Raw genomic sequence first — 19,353 nt, forward strand, 5'->3', positions numbered from 1 at the left:
TCTCCTCAGGTCACGGCCGCGCGGACGCGATATTCGGGCTTGTCCCAAGCGCGCGTCACGCAAATGTCGCGCAGCCGCTCGACCGCCTCGACGACGTCGGCGTAGCGAAGATAGAGCGGCGTCAGCCCGAAGCGCAGCACGTCGGGGGCGCGGAAATCGCCGATCACGTCGCGCTCCTTCAACGCCTGCACCATCTCGTAACCATGGGGGTGCGCATAGGAAATCTGGCTTCCGCGCAGCTCGGGATCGGCGGGGCTCACGAGTGCGAAGCCGAACTCGCCGCAGCGCGCGGTCATCCGCTCGATGAAGAGCTGGCCAAGCCGGACCGACTTCTTGCGCAGCTCGCGCATGTCGGCGCGCGCCATCAGGTCGACGCCGCATTCGAGCGCGGCCAGCCCGAGCACCGGCGGCGTTCCGCAGAGGAAGCGCGTCACGCCCGCGGCGGCGCGATAATCCTCCTCGAAAGTGAAGGGGCTCGCATGGCCGAACCAGCCCGACAGCACGGGCATCGCGTCATGGTGGCGCTCCGCCGCGAAGAGGAAGGCGGGCGCGCCGGGACCGCCGTTCAGAAATTTATAGCCGCAGCCGACCGCGAAGTCGGCGTTCGCACCATTGAGGTCGACCTCGATCGCGCCGGCGCTGTGGCTGAGATCCCAGACGACCAGCACGCCCCTTTCGTGCGCGCGGCGCGTCACCTCGGCCATGTCGCGGATCAGGCCGGACTTGTAATGCACCTGCGTCAGCAGCAGCACCGCGACATCCGCGCCCAGCCGATCGAGCACCGCGTCGGGATCGACCGTCACCGATTTGAGCCGCCCGCCGCTGAACGCCTCGATCCCCTGCATCATATAGACGTCGGTCGGGAAATTGGTCGTCTCCGACAGGATCACCGACCGGTCGGGGCGGAGCGAGGCCGCCGCGGTCACCGCCTTGAAGATGTTCACCGAGGTCGAGTCCGCCGCGATCACCTCGCCGGCCTTCGCGCCGAGCAGCGCCGCGATCTTGTTGCCGATCCGCTGCGGCGCGCCGACCCAGTTGGCGCCGAGCCACGAGGTGATCAGCCCCTCTCCCCATTCCTCGGTCACCGTCGCCGCGAGACGCGCTGCCGTCGCCTTGGGCAGCGCGCCGAGCGAATTGCCGTCGACATAGATCAGCCCGTCGCGCAGCCGGAACTCGTCGCGAAACGGCGCCAGCGGATCGCGCGCGTCGAGATCGGCGACTTCGGCGAGACCATCCTTCACTTCGCAAGCTCCCGCAGGATCGCCCGGACGGGGCTGGCATCGGCGGCCGCGATCTTCAGCGGCAGCGCGATCAGTTCATATTCGCCCGGCGGCACGTCATCGAGCACGAGCCCCTCGAGGATGCGCATGTCGCCCGCGAGGATTTCGTGATGCGCGTCCATCGTCTTCGATGTTTCGGGATCGAGCGACGGCGCGTCGGTCCCGACCAGCCGTACCCCGCCCTCGCGCAGCCTGGCCACGACATCGGGCGCGATCGCGGTGAAATCGCTGTCCCATACCTCGGCGGGAAAGCGATCATAGGTGCGGAAGATCACGCGCTCGGCGCCCGCGACCGCATCCCAGTCGACGTCGCCCATCTCGACCCGCGCCGCCGCGTGGCGCACATCCACGAGCACGCAGCGGCCGATGTACGGCGCCAGGTCGCAATCGGCGCTCGCGGCGCCATCGGGGGCATAATGCAGCGGCGCATCGGCATGGGTGCCGGCGTGGAGCGGCGCATCGATCTCGCCGACGTTGACCGGGCAGCCGTCACCGATCTCGACGTTGCGCATCACGCGGACCGGCGGCTCGCCCGGCCAGACCGGCATGTCGGGTCGCACCACCTGCGAGATATCCCAGATCCTCACGGCGCGCCTCCGTCGGCATAGTTGCCGCCGGCCTTCGGCGCGACCATGCGCGTTCGCATCGCCCAGAGTTCGGGGAAAAAGCTGAGGTTCAGCGCCTTGACCAGATAATTGACCCCGGCCGATCCGCCGGTGCCCTGTTTCTGCCCGATCACCCGCGCGACGGTCTTCATGTGCTTGAAGCGCCATTCCTGGAAATAATATTCGAGTGCGGTGACCTTTTCGGCCAGCATGTAGAGATCCCAATATTGCTCGACGTCCGAATAGACGGCGAGCCAGGCATCCTCGACCGCCTCGGACGCCTCATAAGGCCGGCTCCAGTCGCGTTCGAGATGCGAGGCGGGGATCGCGAAGCCGCGTCGCGCAAGCAGTTTCAGCACCTCGTCATAGAAGGACGGCGCGTGCAGCACCGCGCTCAGCCGTGCGTGCGTCTCGGCATCGTCGGCGTGGACAAGGAGCAGATCCTCGCGCTTGTTGCCGAGCAGATATTCGAGCTCGCGATACTGGTGCGACTGGAACCCCGACGCTTTGCGCAGATAGCCGCGAAAGGTCAGGAAATCATGCGGGGTCAGCGTCGCCAGCACTTCCCAGCTATGGATCATGTGGCGCTGGATCGTCGCGATGCGGTCGAGCGTCTTGCCCGCATGGCCGAGGTCGTCGGCCTGGATCGCGGCAACCGCGATCCGCGCCTCGTGCAGCACCAGCTTCAGCCACAGCTCCATCGTCTGGTGCATGATGACGAACAGCATCTCGTCGGGCTTGTCGGTCACCGGAACCTGCGCCGAGAGCAGCTTTTCGGTCTGCAGATGCCGGGCGTAGGACAATCCCTTGTCCCACTGGATCATTTCGCCGTCGATCTCGGCCTCGAAGCTCTCGACTCCGTCCTCGACAAATCGCCTGATGCTCAAGCCGTCCTCCCCGCGCGCGTCACGCCCGCGCTCCTTCCGAGGCCCATGGTGTCAGGGGCGCATGTTGTTTGATGGTCTTGAGGCACACGGTCGTCGACAGCCGGTGGACGCCCGGAAGCTTCGACAGGTCGTTGCGCAGCAGCTCGTCCAGATGCTCGACCGAGCGCGCGTAGATGCGCAGCAGATAATCGCTGTCGCCCGCGGTGGTGTGGCATTCGATGATCGCCGGATGCGCGAGCGCCGCCGCCTCGAACGCCGCATGGCCGTCGAACTTGATCCGCACATCGGCATAGCATTGGACGGCGAGCCCCAGCGCCGCGGGGCTGATCCGCGCATGATAACCGCTTATCACGCCATCGGCCTCCAGATCGCGCACGCGCGACCAGCAGGGCGATTTGGAAAGCCCCACGCGTTCGCTGAGGTCGGCGAACGACAAGCGTCCGTCGCCCTCGAGCTCGGTCAGGATTTTCCAGTCGATCTTGTCCATCTTCCCTGCTCCGGCTGTTCACCGGCCAGTCCGCCCGCCGCAGGAAAACAACCAAGTTTCCCGCGAAAGGTCAGAACAGCCTTTTTTGTACTTCAAACCGGACAGAACATTGTTCTGAAATGCGCGCAAGATCAATGCGGGTTCGGGACAATGTTCGCCGCTTCGCGCGCTATCCTGCACAGCCGAAACGCAAGGGAGCCCGGCGATGGCCGCAACGCATGTTTTCGAAGCGCCGCCCGCGGGCGTGGCGGCCGACTGGACGATGCCGCAGAACTGGAGCCAGTTCAGCGCCGACGACCATCGCACCTGGGACCAGCTCGTCGCGCGCCAGTCGCAGGCATTGGGCGGATTCGCCTCGCAGGCCTTTCTCGACGGGCTCGACATATTGCACCTCGCGGGGCCCGGAATTCCCGACCTCGCCGACCTCAACCCGCGGCTCAAGGCGACGACGGGGTGGGAGATCGTGCCGGTCCCGGGCGTGATCCCGAACGAGCCCTTTTTCCGGCACCTCGCCGCACGCCGCTTCCCCGCCGCCAACTTCCTGCGCGGCCCGGATTCGCTCGATTACAGCGAGGAACCCGACATGTTCCACGACCTGTTCGGGCATTTGCCGATGCTCACCAACCCGGTCTTCGCCGACTTCCTCGTCGCCTATGGCAAGGCGGGGCTGCGCGCCGAAACGCTGGGCGCCGCCGACTATCTGGGACGTCTCTACCTCCACACCGTCGAGTTCGGGCTGGTGCGCGAGGCGGGCGGGATTCGCGCCTATGGCGCCGGGCTGCTGTCGAGCATCGCCGAAACCGTCCATGCGGTGACGTCTCCCGGCGCGCGGCGGCTGCGATTCGACCTCGCGCGCGTGATGCGAAGCGACTATCTCTTCGACGACTTCCAGCCGACCTATTTCGTGATCGAGAGTTTCGAGCATCTGCTGAAGGAAACCGACGAGACCGATTTCACCCCGATCTATGCGCGGTTGAAAGAGCTGCCGCTGCTCGCGCCCGGCGAAACGGCTGAAGGCGATAGTCCCTTCACCCTTTGACCGCACAACGGAAAAGGCCGGCCCGCGCAAGAAGCGGACCGGCCTTTCGGACGGAACAGGATCGGCCGGTTTACTTGGCCTTCTTGTCGGTCTTTTTCGCGGCGTGCATCGTGGCCTTCTTCACCGGGGCCTTGACCGCCTTGTGCGACTGCGCCGGCGTGGCGGCCGGGGTCGCGGCAAAGGCGGATCCGCTGATCATCGCCAGCGACAGGGCGCCGGCAGCAACGAGCTTCGCATAGTTACGCATGATTGGACTCCTCAGACTGTTGATCCACCCTTCCGGGGGCGTGTCAGGGGGAGCCGGTCCATTGCCAGGGTCAGGGGGATGGAGCGGACCGGCTCAACCCGACGCCCGAGGAATAGACGCCCGCCCCTGCCCGCCCGATGACCGCCGGATTACGGATTCGTCATCTTGACCGGCCGCGGCCACCGGGGCGCCAACGGCGACGGAACGCCCTGCGGCGCGCGCCGGTTCGGTCGATCGCGCTCAGGCTTCGATATCCCGCCTGTATGTTTCGGGCAGGAAGAAAATCCCGACGACTGCGGTGATCGCGGCGATCGTCACCGCATACCACAGCCCCTGGTAGATATTCCCCGTCGCCGCGACCATCGCAAAGCCGATGGTCGGCATGAAGCCGCCGATCCAGCCGTTGCCGATATGATAGGGCAGCGACAGCGACGTGTAACGGATGCGCGCCGGGAAGAGTTCGACGAGCAGCGCAGCGAGCGGACCATAGACCATCGTCGCCAGCACGCCGAACGCGCAGAGGATCAGGATCACCTTGGGCTTGTCCACCCTTGCCGGATCGGCCCTGTCGGGATAGCCCGCATCATCCAGCGCCGCCTTTGCCGCGGCGCCGAACGCAGCGACCGCAGCGGCGCCCGCCTCCTTGTCCAGACCCGCCGGGTCGGGGACTGCGATCACCCGTTCGCCGACCCGCACCGACGCCGCCGTTCCGGCCGACGCCACGATATTGGCGTAGTTGATCCCGTTCTTCGCCAGATAGGATTTGGCGATATCGCAGCTTGTGGTGTCGAAGCTGTTCTTGCCGATCGGATCGAACTGGAACGAACATTCGCCCGCGTGCGCGAAGACCGTCACCGGCGCCCGCTCGACCGCCGCGGCCATCGCCGGGTTCGCCGCAACGACGAGTGCCTTGTACAGCGGGAAATAGACGAAGACCGCGACGACGCACGCGGTCATCATGATCGGCTTGCGCCCGATCCGGTCGCTCAGCCAGCCGAAGAAGACGAAGCTGGGGATGATGATCGTCAGCGCCGCGGCAACCAGGAAGTTCGCGGTCGCGCCGTCGACGCGAGCGATCCGCTCGAGATAGAAGAGCGGATAGAGATGCGCGGCAAAGCCGATGACCGCCTGCCCCGCGACCGCACCGAACAGCGCGATCAGGACGATCTTCAAATTCTTCCACTCGCCGAACGCTTCCTTGAGCGGCGCCTTCGACGTCGCGCCTGCTTCCTTCATACGCTGAAAGACCGGACTTTCCTCCAGTTGCAGACGGATCCACATCGCGATCCCGAGCAGGACGATCGAAAAGATGAAAGGCAGGCGCCAACCCCATTCGCCGAAGCTGGCCTCGTCCATGAACAGCCGCAACGACACGACGAAGGTCGAGGCGAGGATCAGCCCGATCATCGCGGTGGTCTGAATGAAGCTGGTGTAGAAACCGCGCTTTCCGGGCGGGGCGTGCTCGGCGATATAGACGGCGGCGCCGCCATATTCGCCGCCGATCGCCAGCCCCTGCAGCAGGCGGAGCAACATCAGGATGATCGGCGCGGCGACCCCGATCGTCTCGTAATTCGGCAGGAAACCGACCGCGAAGGTCGACAGCCCCATGATCGCCATGGTGACGAGAAAGGTGTTCTTGCGCCCGACGATATCGCCGACGCGCCCGAAGACGAGCGCGCCGAACGGCCGCACCGCGAAGCCCGCGGCGAAGGCCATCAGCGCGAGGATGAACCCCGTCGTCTCGTTCACGCCCGAAAAGAAATGGTGCGACAGCGCGCTGGCCAGCAGCCCGTAGAGGTAGAAATCATACCATTCGAACACCGTCCCCAGCGACGATGCGGTGATGACGAGCGTTTCGTTCTGGCCCTTTGCCCCCTTTTCGGCGGGCAAGGCTTCGCTGTCGGTTGCCATATCCTTCTCCCTTTCGACCCGGCAGCGGCGGCGGGCTCTTGTCCGTCCCGTCCGTCCCGCCACCCGTGGAATATCAGCGGCAGGCCGCCATCCTCGACGCGGTGAAGCCCGCGCTCGCGCCTTGTCGTGCCGGCGGCGATGCGGCCAGTCGTCCCGATCCGCCGTCGGCGCCCGTCACACGGGCAACCCGTCCCGCCAGATCCATTCCCGCAACTCCCCTGCCTTGCATATCAATAACTCACCGGTGAGTGAATGAATTGAAGAGATCGAGTCATCGCCAGCCGCCCCGGGTTCAGTCCTCGCGTTCGAGCCGTCGCTGGTTGCAGATATCGCGGAATCCCGCGGCCATGAAGCGCGCCATGCGGGCCTTCACCGCCTCATAATCGTCCGACCGGCAAAGCCCGTGCGACAATTTGTCGATGCGCCCGGTCCGCGCGAGCGTCAGCATCAGCGCGCCGGTGACGAAATGATAGCCCCAGAAGATATCTTCCTCGGCGGCGTCGGGAAGCGCCTTTTTGAGCAGGTCGATCAATCGCAGGACGACCGGATCGAAATATTTGTCCATGAATTCGGCGCCCTCGGGGCTGTTCGACGCCTGCGCGCCGAACGCGCCGTAATTTTTCCAGCCCTCGCCCCCCTGAATATAGAGGTCGAGGTCGGTGTCGAGGAAGGCGTGGAGCGCGCCCTCGACCGTCGGCTTGCCGCGCGCTGCGCGATCATAATCGTCGAGCGCCTTCATCCGCTTCTCGATCGTCACCACCGCGCGCCGCGCGAACACCGCGTCGAACAGCGTCCGCTTGTCGTCGAAATAATAGTTGAGCAGCGTGTGGTGGACTCCGATCTGCTTCGCGACATCCTTCAGGGTCACGCCGTGGAAGCCATGCTTCGAGAACAGAAGCTCGGCCGTGTCGAGAATCTGCTCCATCATCTCGGCACGCTTTTCCGCCTTGGTGGGCCGCTTCACCGCAATCTTTGCGTTCGACGCCAAATTCGCTTCCTTCCGCACCCTTTGGTCCTGAGCCGCGACCCCGGCCGGGCCTACACCTGTCCGTATTCGGCCCGCAATCGCATTTTGTCGATCTTGCCCGTCGGCGCCAGCGGCATCGTTTCGAGGCGGATCACCGCATCGGGGACCCACCAGGAGGCGACGCGCCCGCCAAGCGGGGCGAGCAGATCCTCGTCGCTCACCGACGCCTCGCAGGTCTCGACCAGCAGGATCGGCCGCTCGCCCCATTTGGGGTCGGATCGCCCGATCACCGCCGCGAGCGAAACCTGCGGCAGCGCGCCGACGATCGCTTCGATCTCCGCGGGATTGATCCATTCGCCACCCGATTTGATCAGGTCTTTCGCGCGGCCGGTGATCGTCAGATTGCCCGCGGCGTCGATCCGCGCGAGGTCGCCGGTGTCGAACCAGCCGTCGGCATCGGTCGCGGGCGCGTCCTGGCCGAAATAGCGCTCGACCACCGACCCGCCGCGCACCCGCAAATGCCCTTCCCCGCCGCGCTGTTCGGCCAGCGCCAAACCGTCGGCATCGGTCAGCAGCAGGTCGATCCCCATCGCGGGACGGCCCGACAGCGCGGCGCGGCGTCCCGGATCGCCGGGCAACGCCGCGGTGCCCAGCGGCGACAGCTCGGTCATTCCCCAGCTCGTCTGCACCTCGACCTCCAGCCGCTGTTCGATGCGGTCCATCAGTGCGGGCGGCATCGGCGATCCGCCAACCAATATGCGTTCGAGCGTCGGCACCTCGCCGCCCTCGGCCTCCAGATGCTCGACCAGCCCCAGCCACACGGTCGGGACGCCGACCGCCGCCGTGACACCTTCCGACCGGATCAACCGCGCCAGATGCGCACCGTCGCTATGGCGCCCCGGCAGCACCAGCTTTGCGCCGACCGCCGGCGCGGTGAAAGGAATGCCCCACGCATTGGCATGGAACATCGGCACGACCGGCATCACCGCATCGCGCGCGGTGATACCGAGGACGTCGGCCTGAAGCTGCCGCATCGTGTGCAGGAAACAGCCGCGATGCGTGTAGGTAACCCCCTTGGGTGCGCCCGTGCTGCCCGAGGTGAAGCAGAGCCCCGAGGGGCTGGTCTCGTCGAACCCGCCCCAGACGATATCGGGGTCGGCCGCCGCGATCAGCGGTTCGAGCGCCCGCTCCCCTCCGTCCGTATCGAGCAGCAGCATGTGCCGCACCGTGCCGACGCCCCGGGCCGCATCCTCGGCGAGGGACAGCAGATCGGGGCTCGCCAACAGCACCGAAGCTTCGGACTGCGCGAGCATGGATCCCAGTTGCGCGGGCGTCAGCCGCGGGTTGAGCGTGTGGCAGATGGCGCCCATGCCCATGATTCCGTACCACGCCTCGACATGGCCCTGCGTATTCCACGCCAGCGTCGCGACGCGGTCGCCCGTGGCGATCCCCAGACGCGACAGCGCCCCCGAGACGCGCAGCGCGCGATCGCGAAGCGCGGCGTAGCCGATGCGCGCGATCCCGCCATCCGCCCCCGCCGACACCACTTCCGCGCCGGGATGCCATTTTGCGGCGTGGGAGAGGAACTTGTCGAGCGTCAACGCATAGGTCTGCATCGATCCGTCGATCATTGGCACCCCGCGGCCTTTGGGGGCAGCGGCGGCGCGATCACCCCGACGTTCCAGTTCCATGGTATGTCGCCCGCGGCGCGGCGACGGCACACGACCGCCTCGTGCAGCGCCGCGACGCCCGGAAACAGATTATGGCCCGCTTTCGGAACGTCGGCGAAATGCATGAAGCCCCGCTTGTCGCCATAGTCGGGCCAGTCGGGATAGCCCCTGGCGCGCGGCGCGCCGGTTGCTGCGAAGCTCGCCCAATAGTCGGTCATCGCATCCGACAGTTTCCGTTCGGCGAGCGTGTCGGGAATCTTCGGCCAGAGCGGCGGTGTGCGGGTCGCGGTTCCGAAGACATAGGGCAACTCGGCCGCGTGGAAGGCATGGAGATTCCATTCCTGCGTCGCCGGATAGCCATGATCGAACAGATAGTAATAGGATCGCTGACCGATCGCCGACTGGTTCGACACCAGCCGCTCCGACGTCCAGCCGTACATCGCGTCGCGGGTCGCGGCGAGCATGCTTTCATCGATGGTTTTCGCCGGATAGCGCGCGAGAAAGAGGGGAGCCAACTCGCCGTAGCCCGCGCGGACCGCCGCCTCATATGCGGCTGCATCGGCCGGCGCCTTGGGCAAAAGGACGCGCAACGACCTGATCTCGCCGCTGTTGAATCCGGCGAGGATCGGCACCGGCGCCTGCTCGCCCCTGTCGAACGTCTCCACCAACTGACGCGGCACGACCTTGCCGTCGACATTCGGAAAGGGGAAATAGCCCGTCGTCGGCGCCTTGGAGGCGATCTCCTCCGCCGGCAACGCCCGCAGCGCGGCCAGGTCGGCGGCGCCCAGCTTCGCCGCCAGATCCCTGCCCTGCTCCTCGGCCGGAACCATCCCGTTGATCGCAGCCTTCAGCCCGGGGGCCGACACCATATAGGCGCTTTGCGCCACCGCCTTGTGGAACAATCCGCGCGCGGCGGGGGCCGCCATCAGATACATGACGCTGAGCCCGCCCGCCGACTCCCCGGCGATCGTGACATTGCCCCCGTCTCCCCCGAACGCGTCGATGTTGCGCTTCACCCATTCGAGCGCGGCGATCTGGTCGAGCAGTCCGTAATTGCCCGACACATGGTCGGGCGACTCCGCGCTCAGTTCGGGATGCGCGAGATAGCCGAGCGCGCCGAGCCGATAGTTGATCGAGACGACAACCAGCCCGCGCTTCGCGAGCGCGCTGCCGTCATAGATCGCCTCGCTGCTCGCCCCCGAAGTCAGCGCGCCGCCGTGGATCCACACGAACACCGGCGCGCCGCGCGCATTCTTGGGCGTCCAGATGTTGAGCGACAGGCAATCCTCGCTCGTCGCCGGAAGGTCCCCCGCATAGATGCTGGGGCCGCGCGGCTTCGGCTGCGGGCACGCCGCGCCGAACTTCGTCGCATCGCGCACCCCTTCCCAGGCCGCGAGCGATACCGGCGGACGCCAGCGGCGTTCACCAACCGGCGGCGCCGCATAGGGAATGCCCTTGAAGACCCGTATGCCGCGCTCTTCGCTGCCCTGCACGCTGCCCGCCGGGGCCGCGACGACGGCATCGTCGGCGGCGACCACGGGGGTCGGCGCGAGCAGCGCAATCGCGAACAGCCAATTACCCCAACCTCGAGTCATCGCCGCGTCCTTTTGCCCATGCCCGCAATCAGAAGCGATAATTGGCGCGGACGCCGACCGTGCGCGGGCGCATTCGCGCATAGCGACCGTCGAGAAACGCCTCGGGGTGGACATAGGTGATCGACTTGTCGTCGAAGAGATTCTCGACATAGGCGGTGAGGTCGAGCCCGCCGAACTTCGCCCCGGCATACAGGTTCACATTGGTCCATGCCTCGGTGAAGTCGTAGGTCGGGCTGGCCGCATTGGGATTACCCGGAACATTGGGGAACTGGTTCGGGAAGGATCCGGCGTGCGATACATTGACCGCCGCGAAGGCGGTATCGCCCCCGCCGATCCCGAAATCATAACGCAGCGTCCCCGACCCCTGGAAACGCGGCGATGCCAGCCGCGCACCGGGCACGGCGCCGGAGACCGCCGCTTCGACCGGCGTGAGGTCGGTGACCTTGGCGCGGTTGAACGATCCGTTCAGCGCGATGCTCAATCCCCGCACCGGCCGCGCGACGATCTCATATTCGAGGCCATAGCTTTCGGCGCCGCCGATGTTGGTCGCGAACTGGACCGAGTCCGACACGCGGTTCGCCTGGACCTGGATATCCTTCCAGTCGATATAATAGGCGGCGATGTTGGCGGTCAGGTCGCCGTTCAGCCAGCGACCCTTCAGGCCGATTTCATAGTTGGTGACGCTGTCCGATTTCGCCCCGTCGGGAATGACGAGGTCGTTGGGATTGATGGTGCTGACCCGCCCCGCAAACGCGTTGACCACCGGCGTCCGAAAGCCGGTCGAGATGGTCGCATAGGTCGTCAGGCTGTCGCTCGGCTTCCACGAGACGCTGCCCTTCCACGACAGCCGGTCGTCCTTGACCTTGAGCCCCGCCGCATAATTGATCGGCGTGACCGTCAGCGCAAAATTCTGAAGATTGAAGAATGCGGCGGTCAGATAATTGCTGTTGTACCCGCCGCCGCGCGTAAAGCTTTGCACTTCGGTGCTGCCATAGCGCAGGCCGCCGGTGATCCAGAAGCGGTCGTTGAAGCGGAATGTCGCCTCGCCGAACCCCGCAATCTCGGTCTGGTCGCTGTAACTGTTGAAGCGCTGATAATATTCGTCGGGCAGGCCGGTGAGCCGGCGCGCGGCCAGATATTCGGGCGTCGAACGATAGGCGAAATCGACCGTGCGGCGCTTGTCGTAGTAGAAGAAGCCCGCGACCCATTCGAACGGCCCGTCGTGGCGCGACACCAGCCGCGTTTCCTGGACGAACAGATCATCATAGCCATAGGCATCGAGCGCGAAGGGAAAGGCCTGCGCAAATGTTCCGGCGAGGTCGACATAGAAGGATGCGTCATAGTCCGACAGCGTCGTCGAACTGATGAGTTCGGCAAAGTCGAACTCGTAATTGACGGTGACATTATAGTTGGTGAGCTTGCCCTGGAACAGGTCGGGCCGGTCGGAGCGCCGCACGAAATCGCCGAGCAGCGGGTTGGTCAGGGCGGAATCGGCGGGCTTGCTGTTCTCATAGGAGGCGAGCAGCTTGACCTTCATCCGGTCGCTCGGCTGAAGCAGCAGGATCGCGCGTCCGCCATAGGCCTCGAGGCTGTTCGCATCCTCGACCCCGGTGCCGATATTGTCGATCCAGCCGTCCTCGTCGCGATAATAGCCGGTGACGCGAAGCGCGATCCCGTCCTTCATGATCGGGACATTGACCATCGCATTATAGCGCTGGCGCACCGAATTCGACCCGGTCAGGCCAAGGTCGACGCTCGCCGAGGCTTCGAAATCGTCGAGATCGGGGCTCTTGGTGATGATCCGCATCGCCCCCGCAAGCGAGTTCGACCCGAACAGCGTGCCCTGCGGCCCGCGCAGGAATTCGACGCGCTCGACGTCATAGAGGTTGGGATCGAGGATCGTCGAATTGCCGTTCGCGGAGATCGGCAGTTCGTCGATATAGATGGCGACCGCGCTCTGCAGCCCGGCCGAATAGCCATTGGTGTTGATGCCGCGCGCGGTGAAATTGTTGAAATTCTGCGTCGGCCGGTTGATGACGATGCCCGGCGTATTCTGCGCGATGCCTTCATAGCCGACGATGCCGAGTTCATCGAGCTGTTCCTGGCCGAACGCCGTCACGCTGAGCGGCACGTCCTGCAGCCTTTCGCTGCGCCGGGTGGCGGTGACGATGATGTCTTCGCTGTTCCGGGCCCCTTCCTCGGTCGGCGGCGGCGTGTCGGACGACTGGGCATGGACGGAAACGGGTAGCGCGAACAGGGCGACCGCCGAGGCGGACACAAGCCATTGTGCCTTCATGAAAACTCTCCCTCCTGGGCGGCATTATCGGGGCCGCCTCGTGCGAAACTTATGCCGTCGGATTAGGGTGGTGTCAATATTCACTCACGCGAGCGTGAATAAAATAGCGATGGTCTTTCCGGCCTCGCTGCGGCGGCGCAGGGCAGAAGCGCATCCACCGCCCGGCAGGGTTGCGATGATCGGCCCCGGCGCCAAGAGCAGCGACGCCGCCATGGCCGCCCTCCGGTTCCGCTTCGCTCCACCTGCGGCCGACCATGGCGCCGGTGGCAACAATGCACGAACAGTCAATATGGACCACTCAGCGGGGGCCGGTCACAGCCCTTCCTGTCGGCGCTCGCGCTGTTCGGGCTCTGTCTTGTCGGGCCGGGAGGTTCGAGACGCCCTTCTCCCTTCCCTCTCGCGGCAGGGGCAATCCGTCCATGACCTCGCCGACCGCTCCCCACGCCATTCGGGCGATTGAGGCCGACGACGACCCCTGCAGCGACCGACTACCCGCAATATTGTCTTTCGGATCACTTAAGTGCTTCCGGGCGCGTATTTTTCCGGATTGCTGCCCCCCACAATCCCGATTAGACATCGCTTCGCCGCCGGGCGCGAGGCACCTGCGGAACGGGGGTTGCATCATATGATTGCTTTGTTCGCCCGCGCGGGGCTTGCTGCGCTTGCGCTCGGCGTCGCCGGGCCCGCCCATGCAGGCGTATCGGAAGATTTCTCCGAATGCGACGGGCTCAAGAAGCCCAAGAGCAGCGACGACGGGATGCGGGGCGAGGCGACCTTCCCCTCCTACCGCTTCGGCGGCCGCGATGCGCCCAGCCAGACGCTGGCCGCGTGCAACCGCGTGCTGGAGAGCGGGAAACTTCTGCCCGAGCAGACTCTGCGCCGCGCCCATGTGATGCGCGCCCGCGCTGCAGCGAAGCTGGAACTCGGGGATGCGGCCGGTGCGCTCGCGGATCTCGATGCTGCTCAAGAGGCTGGGAAAGATTACGCCGGCGACTTCTTCTACGATCGCAGCATGGGCGTCTCGCTCGATCTGCTGCGCGCCCTTGCCTTGAACGAGACGGGCGACCGCAAGGCGGCGCTGGCGCTGGCCGAAGCGGCGGCGGCCAAGCGACCCTATGCGCTCGAGGTGCAGCGGGTCGCAGGCATGCTCCGGGCCGCCAATGGCGACAATCCGGCCGATCCGGCGATATGGCAAGGCCTGGCCCGGGTTGATCCAGCCACCAGGGGCATAGTCTCGCAGCTCGCACCCCAGTCCGGCGATCTCGCGACACTGGCAGCCTCCGCTGGAACGCCCTCGGTCACCCTGCCGGAGGCGCCTTCGATCAAGGCGATTATGGCCAATGGTGGGGATATTGCGCCGCTACTGTCCGAGTGGTCCTCCCCCGTCAGAGGGGCCATGACCAAGGCCTATGCGCTCGCCGCCCATGGCCAGCCCGCAGCCGCCCGCGCCTGGGTTGAAGCGACCCGCGCCGCGCTCGACGCCCCCGGTCGAGCCGGGAGTTCCCAGGGTGAGGAAGGCAAACAGCCTCCTGCGGATATCGTCACCCTCCTGGTCAAACTGGCGCGCACCGAACATTTCGAACCGTTGGCCGATCTTGTCGAAGGCCGCATTGCCATCGCCGAGGGGCGACTCGCCGATGCCGCCGCCGCTCTTCATGGCAAACAATGGCGCACGACCCCGGTGACGGAAGAGTTCCACGCTGCTTATGCCGCCGCGCGTGCGTCGGGCACCGTCGGCGCACCCGATCTGCCTGCACTGGCCCCCGCTGCCAAACGCGGTCCGGCGCGCCTTTCGGGAATGGCAGACAATCTGCTCATCCGCCCCGAGTCCAAACGCAAGCTGATCGACTACGAAAAATCGCGCCCGAATATTCTCGGCGCGCTGGTAGGCGCGGCGTTTTCGATGGGCACGACGCTGCTCGGCGGGATCGACCGCACGGCGGGGTTTCGCTCGACCCCAAACGAGGACGGTTCGATCAAGGTCGAATATACCGGTAATACCACCTCCGGACCGGTGGTTCAGGAAATGACTTTGCTACGGGCTTCCGAACTCGCGCGCGAGGCGGGCAAGACACATTTTCACGTCGTCGGGCGGAACGATTACCAGCGTTATCTCACGCAGACGATGAACGGCGTGCCGATGAACCGGACGCTGACCGGCTATAAAACCGAACTGACCATCCGTCTGGTGGGCGAAGGCGAAGCCGACGCGCTCGACGCAGTCGCTGTAATCGACGCGCTGGGACCGATCTATTATGAGAGCTGAGCATGGGCGCAGGACCGGGCTCAGCCGCGCAGACGTAAGCAGCACAATGGATCCGGCTTCCTGAACGGAGAGCAATGCTGGCGGCGATCGCCGGGCGGACCCTCCTACCGGCGTATCAATCGGCGAGGATCGACCCGCTCCCGCTCGATCCCGATGGCGCGTTTGCCTCTGTCGATTGCGCTGCGAAAGTCGAGGACGCTCTGGTCAATCCAGCCGGGCGGAGACAGCTGCCGCGCGAGGAAGCCGAGCGCATCGGCCATCCGCGGCAGGAGCGACGGACCGACGTGATCGGCGCCATGGACCAACCGGTACTCATGCGCGACGCCGGCGTCGAAGAGGATGCGGTGCAGATGTTCCGCCCCTTCGTAAAGATAGAGGGCGTCCTGGTCGCCCGCCTCGAGATAGATGCGAAGATCGAGCAACCGTTCGGGCGCCGCGCTCGCGATCGTCGCGGGATTATTCGCTGCCCAATAGTCCGGATCGACGGGCTCGCCAAACATCGGATAGAGGGCAGGCTCCGGCCGCCAGAAGCGCGTCCCGGGCCCCACCCCTTTCCATTCCAGCGCGGCTTCGATCGCGGGTTCGAGCGCGATCACGCCCGCAAACGGTTCGGGATGTTTGAACGCGATCCGCAGGCTGCCGAGGCCGCCCATCGACACGCCGCCGATAAAGGTCCGTTCGCGTGATGCGTCGACATGCGCCGACCGGCGGACGAAAGGCAGCACATCGGAGAGGATATAGCGTTCCCAGCGCTCGCGCCCGTCGCGGAAGTCCATATAGAGCGAGCGGCGTCCGCTCGGCGTCGCGATGACGAGCGGCGGGACGCGGCCGGAGGCGATTTCGCGGTCGAAGACGCGCTTGAAGAAGAGCAGATCCTTCTCGCTGCCATTTCCGCCGTGAAGGAAAAGCAAAAACGGGTACGCCTCCGCGCGTGCGGCGTCATAGCCCGGTGGCTCGTAGATCGCGACGCCGACCTCGCCCGGCACGTTGGACGACGGCAAGCTGTGAAATCCGATCGTGCCTTCGGCCGCCGGCACGGAAGCCGAAGCTGGCCCGGCCACCGAGGCCGCCGCGCCCGCGACCGCGAGTCCCGAAAATGCCCTGCGGCTCAGCATCCGCCCCTCACCGCCCGTCCGTCGCGACGCAGCTGAAGCTGCTCGCCGACGCCGTCGAACCCCATCCGCGATAGACCGCCTTCTTCGGATAGGCGCAGAGCGGCCGCTGCATTTCCACTTTACCTGCATCGTCGACCGCGAACTTTGTCGCGATGATGCTCTCGGGCGCCTTGCCCCCATCGGCCCAGTCGATCAGCGCCGAGAAAATGTCGTGCTTCGCATCATAGCTGGGCGGCTGCGGCGGAATACCAAGCGTAGCGTTGAACGCATCGGGACCGGCGCCGCCGCCGCAATGCATCATGCCGGGCGCGAGGAACAGGCGCGTGCTGTCGGCGAGCTTGTCCATGCCGCCGAAGTCGTTCGCATGCCGCTCGTAGAAGGCGACCGACTGCCCCGGCGCGACGAGCGTATCGGCGAGCCCATGATAGACGATGAGCTTGCCGCCGCGGGCGGCGAAGGCCTTGAGGCTACCCCGCGTCGCATCATTGACGATGGCGTCCAACCGCCGATCGACCAGCGGCATGTCGCGGTCGAAGTCGAAGCTCTTCCAGTCCCAGTCCGCGCCGAACACCCACTTGAACAGGGCGCTGAACGGCGGCTCGTCGTTGATCGGCTTCTGGAGAAAGGCCCAGCCAAAGGTATCGGGCATCTCGCTTCCGGGCAGCCAGCCGAAATAGCTTGCCTTGCCTTCCGCAGTCGTCGGCCCCGAATAGAAGGCGCGGGCGGTCTCGACCTCGTCCGGGGTGAGACAGGCGTCGGATGCCCCGCCCTTGCAGGCGAGAACCGCAGGGTCGAATTTGCAGCTCATCGGATCCGTGATGAATCGGTCGCCCGCGAGGCCGTGCCCCTGTTTCCAGCAGGTCGTGACCGCGGCGCGGTTGAGCAGCTTGAGCTTGGCGTCCGCCAACAGGCTCCCCGGCGTGCGATGGGCGGCGGCATAGTCCCACAGAACGGCGGCGTGACCCCAGGTCCGGTTCATGACCGGCGCACCCACCAGAATCCCGTCATAATCGTCGGGATAATAGAGCGACTCGATGAGCCCTTGCTGGCCGCCAGTCGAGCAACCGGTGTAATAGGAGCGCTTTGCCGGCCGGCCGTAGAAGGCTCTTGTGATCGCCTTGCCGGTGGTGGTCATGACATGGGTCGAGAGCCGTCCCCAGTCGCGCCATTTACGGTCCTGGCCAATGAGCGGATCGCCGTCGAGCGGGGTCGCAGGTGCGGTGCCTGCATCGGTCGTCGCAGTTGCAAAGCCGCGCCGCAGACCATCCGCCATGCCCGAATAACCGCCCGCGAGAATGCCGGCGAAGCCCCCGTTGCCGTTGCCGTGAAATACGCCGGCCCATCCTTCAACCGGCAACCAGATTTCGACGCCGATATCGGAGCCCGGCGCCGCGCGGACATGCGCGACGACGCGGCAGAAGCTGCGATAGCCCGCCGTTTCGCCGACGATCGACCTCTCGGCCGCCTTGCCCGGCACAAGGACCGCGCTCGTTATGCTCGTGTCGGCGAGCTTGAGCCCGGAGAGGCTCGCACAGCGCGCCGCGGACGCGACGGGCGCGGAGGCTGGCTTCGCAGTGGGCGCTTTCGCCTCACCGCTCGCCGAAGCCAGCGCTCCTGCCGCAACGCTCGCCAGAATGGCGATGCCAGATATCCGCTTCATCATTGTCTCCCGAGGGTTGATGCGTCCGCCCGGCCGATCTCCGATTTATGGATCAACCGGGCGAGCCAGACGAACAGCAGCGCCGCGACGAGATACATCGGCGCCAGCGCATAATAGGCCATCTGCAGCGCATGCTCGCCATGCTCCGGCCGGAAATAGTCGCTCGCCATGCCGACGAAAGTCGGACCGAGGCCAAGGCCGACCAGGTTCATGACGAGAAGCAGCAGGGCGCCCGATATCACCCGCGCGCCCGGATCGACTTCGCCCTGGACGAAGGTGACGGTCGCAGGAAGGAAGAAGGAATTGAGGAAGAGCGGAACGAACAGCAACGCAAGAGCGATCTCCCAGCGATCGACCATCGCAAAACCCAGAAAGAAGGGCAAGGCGAGGAGCAGCGAGAGCGCCGGAATGCTGGCATAGGCGGCCTTGTTCTTCACGGCGAAGCGGTCGATCAGGCGGCCGGCAACGAAGATGCCGGCGCCCATCCCCAGCCCGACCGCCAGCGCATACCAGATCGCGACATCTTCGAGCGTCATTCCCTTTTCGCGCATCAGGAAGAGGGTGGCGAAATTGCTGAGGCCGTAGGTGATGAAATTGGCGGCGCCGCTTGCCAGTGCAGCGACCGCCAGAACCCGATTACCGAAGAAGGCACGGATCGCCGATCCGAAACTTTGCGTGGGAGTGGCGGCCGATGTCGGCACCGGATCAAACCGGCCGCGTTCGGGCTCGGGAATAACGAGATAGACGATGATCGCGGTGAGCACGCCGACCGCGCCCACGACATGAAAGGGGATGCGCCAGTCATAGGCGGCCGCCAGCGAAGCGCCAAAGGCGACCCCGAGCGCGGAACCCAACGGCGGTCCGAGATTGAATATGCCCATCGCCGTGCCGCGTTGTTCGCGTGGATAGGTATCAGAAATGATGGCATAGGATGGCGGCACACCGCCCGCCTCCCCGATTCCCACCGTCATGCGGGCGACGACAAGCTGACCATAATTCGCCGCCATGCCGCAGGCGGCGGTCGCGGCGCTCCACAGGCCACAAGCCATCGACAGGACCTTCACGCGGTTCGTGCGGTCCGCAAGCCAGCCGACCGGGATGGCGATGAAGCAATAGAAGAGCGCGAAATAGAAGCCGGTGATCCGGCCGAGCTGGCTGTCGCTGATCCGAAGGCTGTCCTGGATCGGCTTTGCGAGGATCGACACGAGCTGCCGGTCGAGGAAGTTCAGCACATAGACGAAGCAGAGCATGCCCAGCACCAGACCCCGCTTGTCCCGGCCGGTCGTATGGGACGCGGCCGGGCGGTCCTGCAATCCGTTCAAATCCAT

At 65.6% G+C, this 19,353-nt stretch carries 16 protein-coding genes and 1 pseudogene; 3 read left to right on the plus strand and 14 right to left on the minus strand.

The annotated features are described in order from the left end of the window. Positions 1-5: 5 nt before the first annotated feature. The 4 genes from kynU to J1N50_RS17490 are packed head-to-tail and all read right to left on the minus strand — an operon-like array spanning position 6 to position 3,259. Positions 6-1,241: a kynureninase gene (gene kynU, locus J1N50_RS17475; RefSeq protein ID WP_215356133.1), complete on the minus strand. Its 1,236-nt coding sequence runs from the start codon at positions 1,239-1,241 to the stop codon at positions 6-8. After that, positions 1,238-1,867 (minus strand): arylformamidase, encoded by a 630-nt coding sequence (gene kynB / locus J1N50_RS17480; RefSeq protein ID WP_215356135.1) that lies wholly within the window; start codon positions 1,865-1,867, stop codon positions 1,238-1,240. Before kynB ends, kynU begins: the two co-directional genes overlap by 4 nt. Next, positions 1,864-2,772 carry a tryptophan 2,3-dioxygenase gene (locus J1N50_RS17485; protein WP_246553736.1) on the minus strand — a complete coding sequence of 303 codons (909 nt, stop codon included), beginning with the start codon at positions 2,770-2,772 and terminating at the stop codon, positions 1,864-1,866. Before J1N50_RS17485 ends, kynB begins: the two co-directional genes overlap by 4 nt. Before the next feature lie 19 nt (positions 2,773-2,791). Next, positions 2,792-3,259, minus strand: coding sequence for an Lrp/AsnC family transcriptional regulator (locus J1N50_RS17490; RefSeq protein WP_215356137.1), 468 nt, complete (start codon positions 3,257-3,259; stop codon positions 2,792-2,794). A gap of 205 nt (positions 3,260-3,464) precedes the next feature. Between J1N50_RS17490 and phhA the strand changes: the two genes are divergently transcribed. Beyond that, positions 3,465-4,298 carry a phenylalanine 4-monooxygenase gene (gene phhA, locus J1N50_RS17495; RefSeq protein ID WP_215356139.1) on the plus strand — a complete coding sequence of 278 codons (834 nt, stop codon included), beginning with the start codon at positions 3,465-3,467 and terminating at the stop codon, positions 4,296-4,298. Positions 4,299-4,368: 70 nt separating this feature from the next. Here phhA and J1N50_RS17500 read toward each other — a convergent pair whose 3' ends face one another. From J1N50_RS17500 to J1N50_RS17985, 7 genes are all read right to left on the minus strand, one after another. Then, the gene (locus J1N50_RS17500) at positions 4,369-4,545 is read right to left on the minus strand and encodes a hypothetical protein (protein ID WP_215356141.1); all 177 of its coding nucleotides are present in this window, start codon (positions 4,543-4,545) and stop codon (positions 4,369-4,371) included. 240 nt (positions 4,546-4,785) lie between these two features. After that, positions 4,786-6,456 carry an MFS transporter gene (locus J1N50_RS17505; RefSeq protein WP_215356143.1) on the minus strand — a complete coding sequence of 557 codons (1,671 nt, stop codon included), beginning with the start codon at positions 6,454-6,456 and terminating at the stop codon, positions 4,786-4,788. Positions 6,457-6,748: 292 nt separating this feature from the next. Next, on the minus strand, positions 6,749-7,444 hold the full coding sequence (locus J1N50_RS17510) for a TetR/AcrR family transcriptional regulator (RefSeq protein ID WP_246553738.1): 696 nt from the start codon (positions 7,442-7,444) through the stop codon (positions 6,749-6,751). Positions 7,445-7,494: 50 nt separating this feature from the next. Then, positions 7,495-9,054 carry an AMP-binding protein gene (locus tag J1N50_RS17515; RefSeq protein ID WP_215356145.1) on the minus strand — a complete coding sequence of 520 codons (1,560 nt, stop codon included), beginning with the start codon at positions 9,052-9,054 and terminating at the stop codon, positions 7,495-7,497. After that, positions 9,051-10,688, minus strand: a complete 1,638-nt coding sequence (locus tag J1N50_RS17520) for a carboxylesterase/lipase family protein (RefSeq protein WP_215356147.1) — start codon at positions 10,686-10,688, stop codon at positions 9,051-9,053. Before J1N50_RS17520 ends, J1N50_RS17515 begins: the two co-directional genes overlap by 4 nt. 28 nt (positions 10,689-10,716) lie before the next feature. Then, a complete protein-coding gene (locus J1N50_RS17525) occupies positions 10,717-12,984 on the minus strand; it encodes a TonB-dependent receptor (protein ID WP_215356149.1) in 2,268 nt (755 codons plus the stop codon). 84 nt (positions 12,985-13,068) lie between these two features. Then, on the minus strand, positions 13,069-13,197 hold the full coding sequence (locus tag J1N50_RS17985) for a hypothetical protein (RefSeq protein ID WP_281414855.1): 129 nt from the start codon (positions 13,195-13,197) through the stop codon (positions 13,069-13,071). On the opposite strand from J1N50_RS17985, the pseudogene J1N50_RS17530 reads away from it, so the two are divergent. Further along, positions 13,170-13,262, plus strand: a pseudogene (locus J1N50_RS17530) (integrase catalytic subunit); the annotation flags it as partial. The gene J1N50_RS17985 and the pseudogene J1N50_RS17530 overlap by 28 nt on opposite strands. Before the next feature lie 347 nt (positions 13,263-13,609). After that, entirely contained in the window at positions 13,610-15,250 is a 1,641-nt protein-coding gene (locus J1N50_RS17535; protein ID WP_215356151.1) for a hypothetical protein, read from the plus strand. A gap of 104 nt (positions 15,251-15,354) precedes the next feature. Here the strand turns inward: J1N50_RS17535 and J1N50_RS17540 are convergent, their stop codons facing one another. From J1N50_RS17540 to J1N50_RS17550, 3 genes are read right to left on the minus strand one after another with little or no spacing between them, the layout of a single operon-like run. Next, positions 15,355-16,365 (minus strand): alpha/beta hydrolase, encoded by a 1,011-nt coding sequence (locus J1N50_RS17540; protein WP_215356153.1) that lies wholly within the window; start codon positions 16,363-16,365, stop codon positions 15,355-15,357. A 7-nt stretch (positions 16,366-16,372) separates the two neighbouring features. Continuing rightward, the gene (locus tag J1N50_RS17545; protein WP_215356156.1) at positions 16,373-18,025 is read right to left on the minus strand and encodes a tannase/feruloyl esterase family alpha/beta hydrolase; all 1,653 of its coding nucleotides are present in this window, start codon (positions 18,023-18,025) and stop codon (positions 16,373-16,375) included. Next, the gene (locus tag J1N50_RS17550) at positions 18,025-19,353 is read right to left on the minus strand and encodes a spinster family MFS transporter (protein ID WP_215356158.1); all 1,329 of its coding nucleotides are present in this window, start codon (positions 19,351-19,353) and stop codon (positions 18,025-18,027) included. The genes J1N50_RS17545 and J1N50_RS17550 overlap by 1 nt, the downstream gene beginning before the upstream one ends.

The sequence above is a fragment of the Sphingopyxis soli genome (assembly GCF_018682675.1).
In the GTDB taxonomy this organism is placed as follows: domain Bacteria; phylum Pseudomonadota; class Alphaproteobacteria; order Sphingomonadales; family Sphingomonadaceae; genus Sphingopyxis; species Sphingopyxis soli.

Bases quoted from the DNA above. Each gene is read 5' to 3' on its own strand.
- J1N50_RS17490 (WP_215356137.1), bottom strand. From the start codon at position 3,259: ATGGACAAGATCGACTGGAAAATCCTGACCGAGCTCGAGGGCGACGGA.
- phhA (WP_215356139.1), top strand. From the start codon at position 3,465: ATGGCCGCAACGCATGTTTTCGAAGCGCCGCCCGCGGGCGTGGCGGCC.
- J1N50_RS17500 (WP_215356141.1), bottom strand. From the start codon at position 4,545: ATGCGTAACTATGCGAAGCTCGTTGCTGCCGGCGCCCTGTCGCTGGCG.
- J1N50_RS17505 (WP_215356143.1), bottom strand. From the start codon at position 6,456: ATGGCAACCGACAGCGAAGCCTTGCCCGCCGAAAAGGGGGCAAAGGGC.
- J1N50_RS17515 (WP_215356145.1), bottom strand. From the start codon at position 9,054: ATGATCGACGGATCGATGCAGACCTATGCGTTGACGCTCGACAAGTTC.
- J1N50_RS17520 (WP_215356147.1), bottom strand. From the start codon at position 10,688: ATGACTCGAGGTTGGGGTAATTGGCTGTTCGCGATTGCGCTGCTCGCG.
- J1N50_RS17525 (WP_215356149.1), bottom strand. From the start codon at position 12,984: ATGAAGGCACAATGGCTTGTGTCCGCCTCGGCGGTCGCCCTGTTCGCG.
- J1N50_RS17985 (WP_281414855.1), bottom strand. From the start codon at position 13,197: ATGGCGGCGTCGCTGCTCTTGGCGCCGGGGCCGATCATCGCAACCCTG.
- J1N50_RS17535 (WP_215356151.1), top strand. From the start codon at position 13,610: ATGATTGCTTTGTTCGCCCGCGCGGGGCTTGCTGCGCTTGCGCTCGGC.
- J1N50_RS17540 (WP_215356153.1), bottom strand. From the start codon at position 16,365: ATGCTGAGCCGCAGGGCATTTTCGGGACTCGCGGTCGCGGGCGCGGCG.
- J1N50_RS17545 (WP_215356156.1), bottom strand. From the start codon at position 18,025: ATGAAGCGGATATCTGGCATCGCCATTCTGGCGAGCGTTGCGGCAGGA.
- J1N50_RS17550 (WP_215356158.1), bottom strand. From the start codon at position 19,353: ATGGATTTGAACGGATTGCAGGACCGCCCGGCCGCGTCCCATACGACC.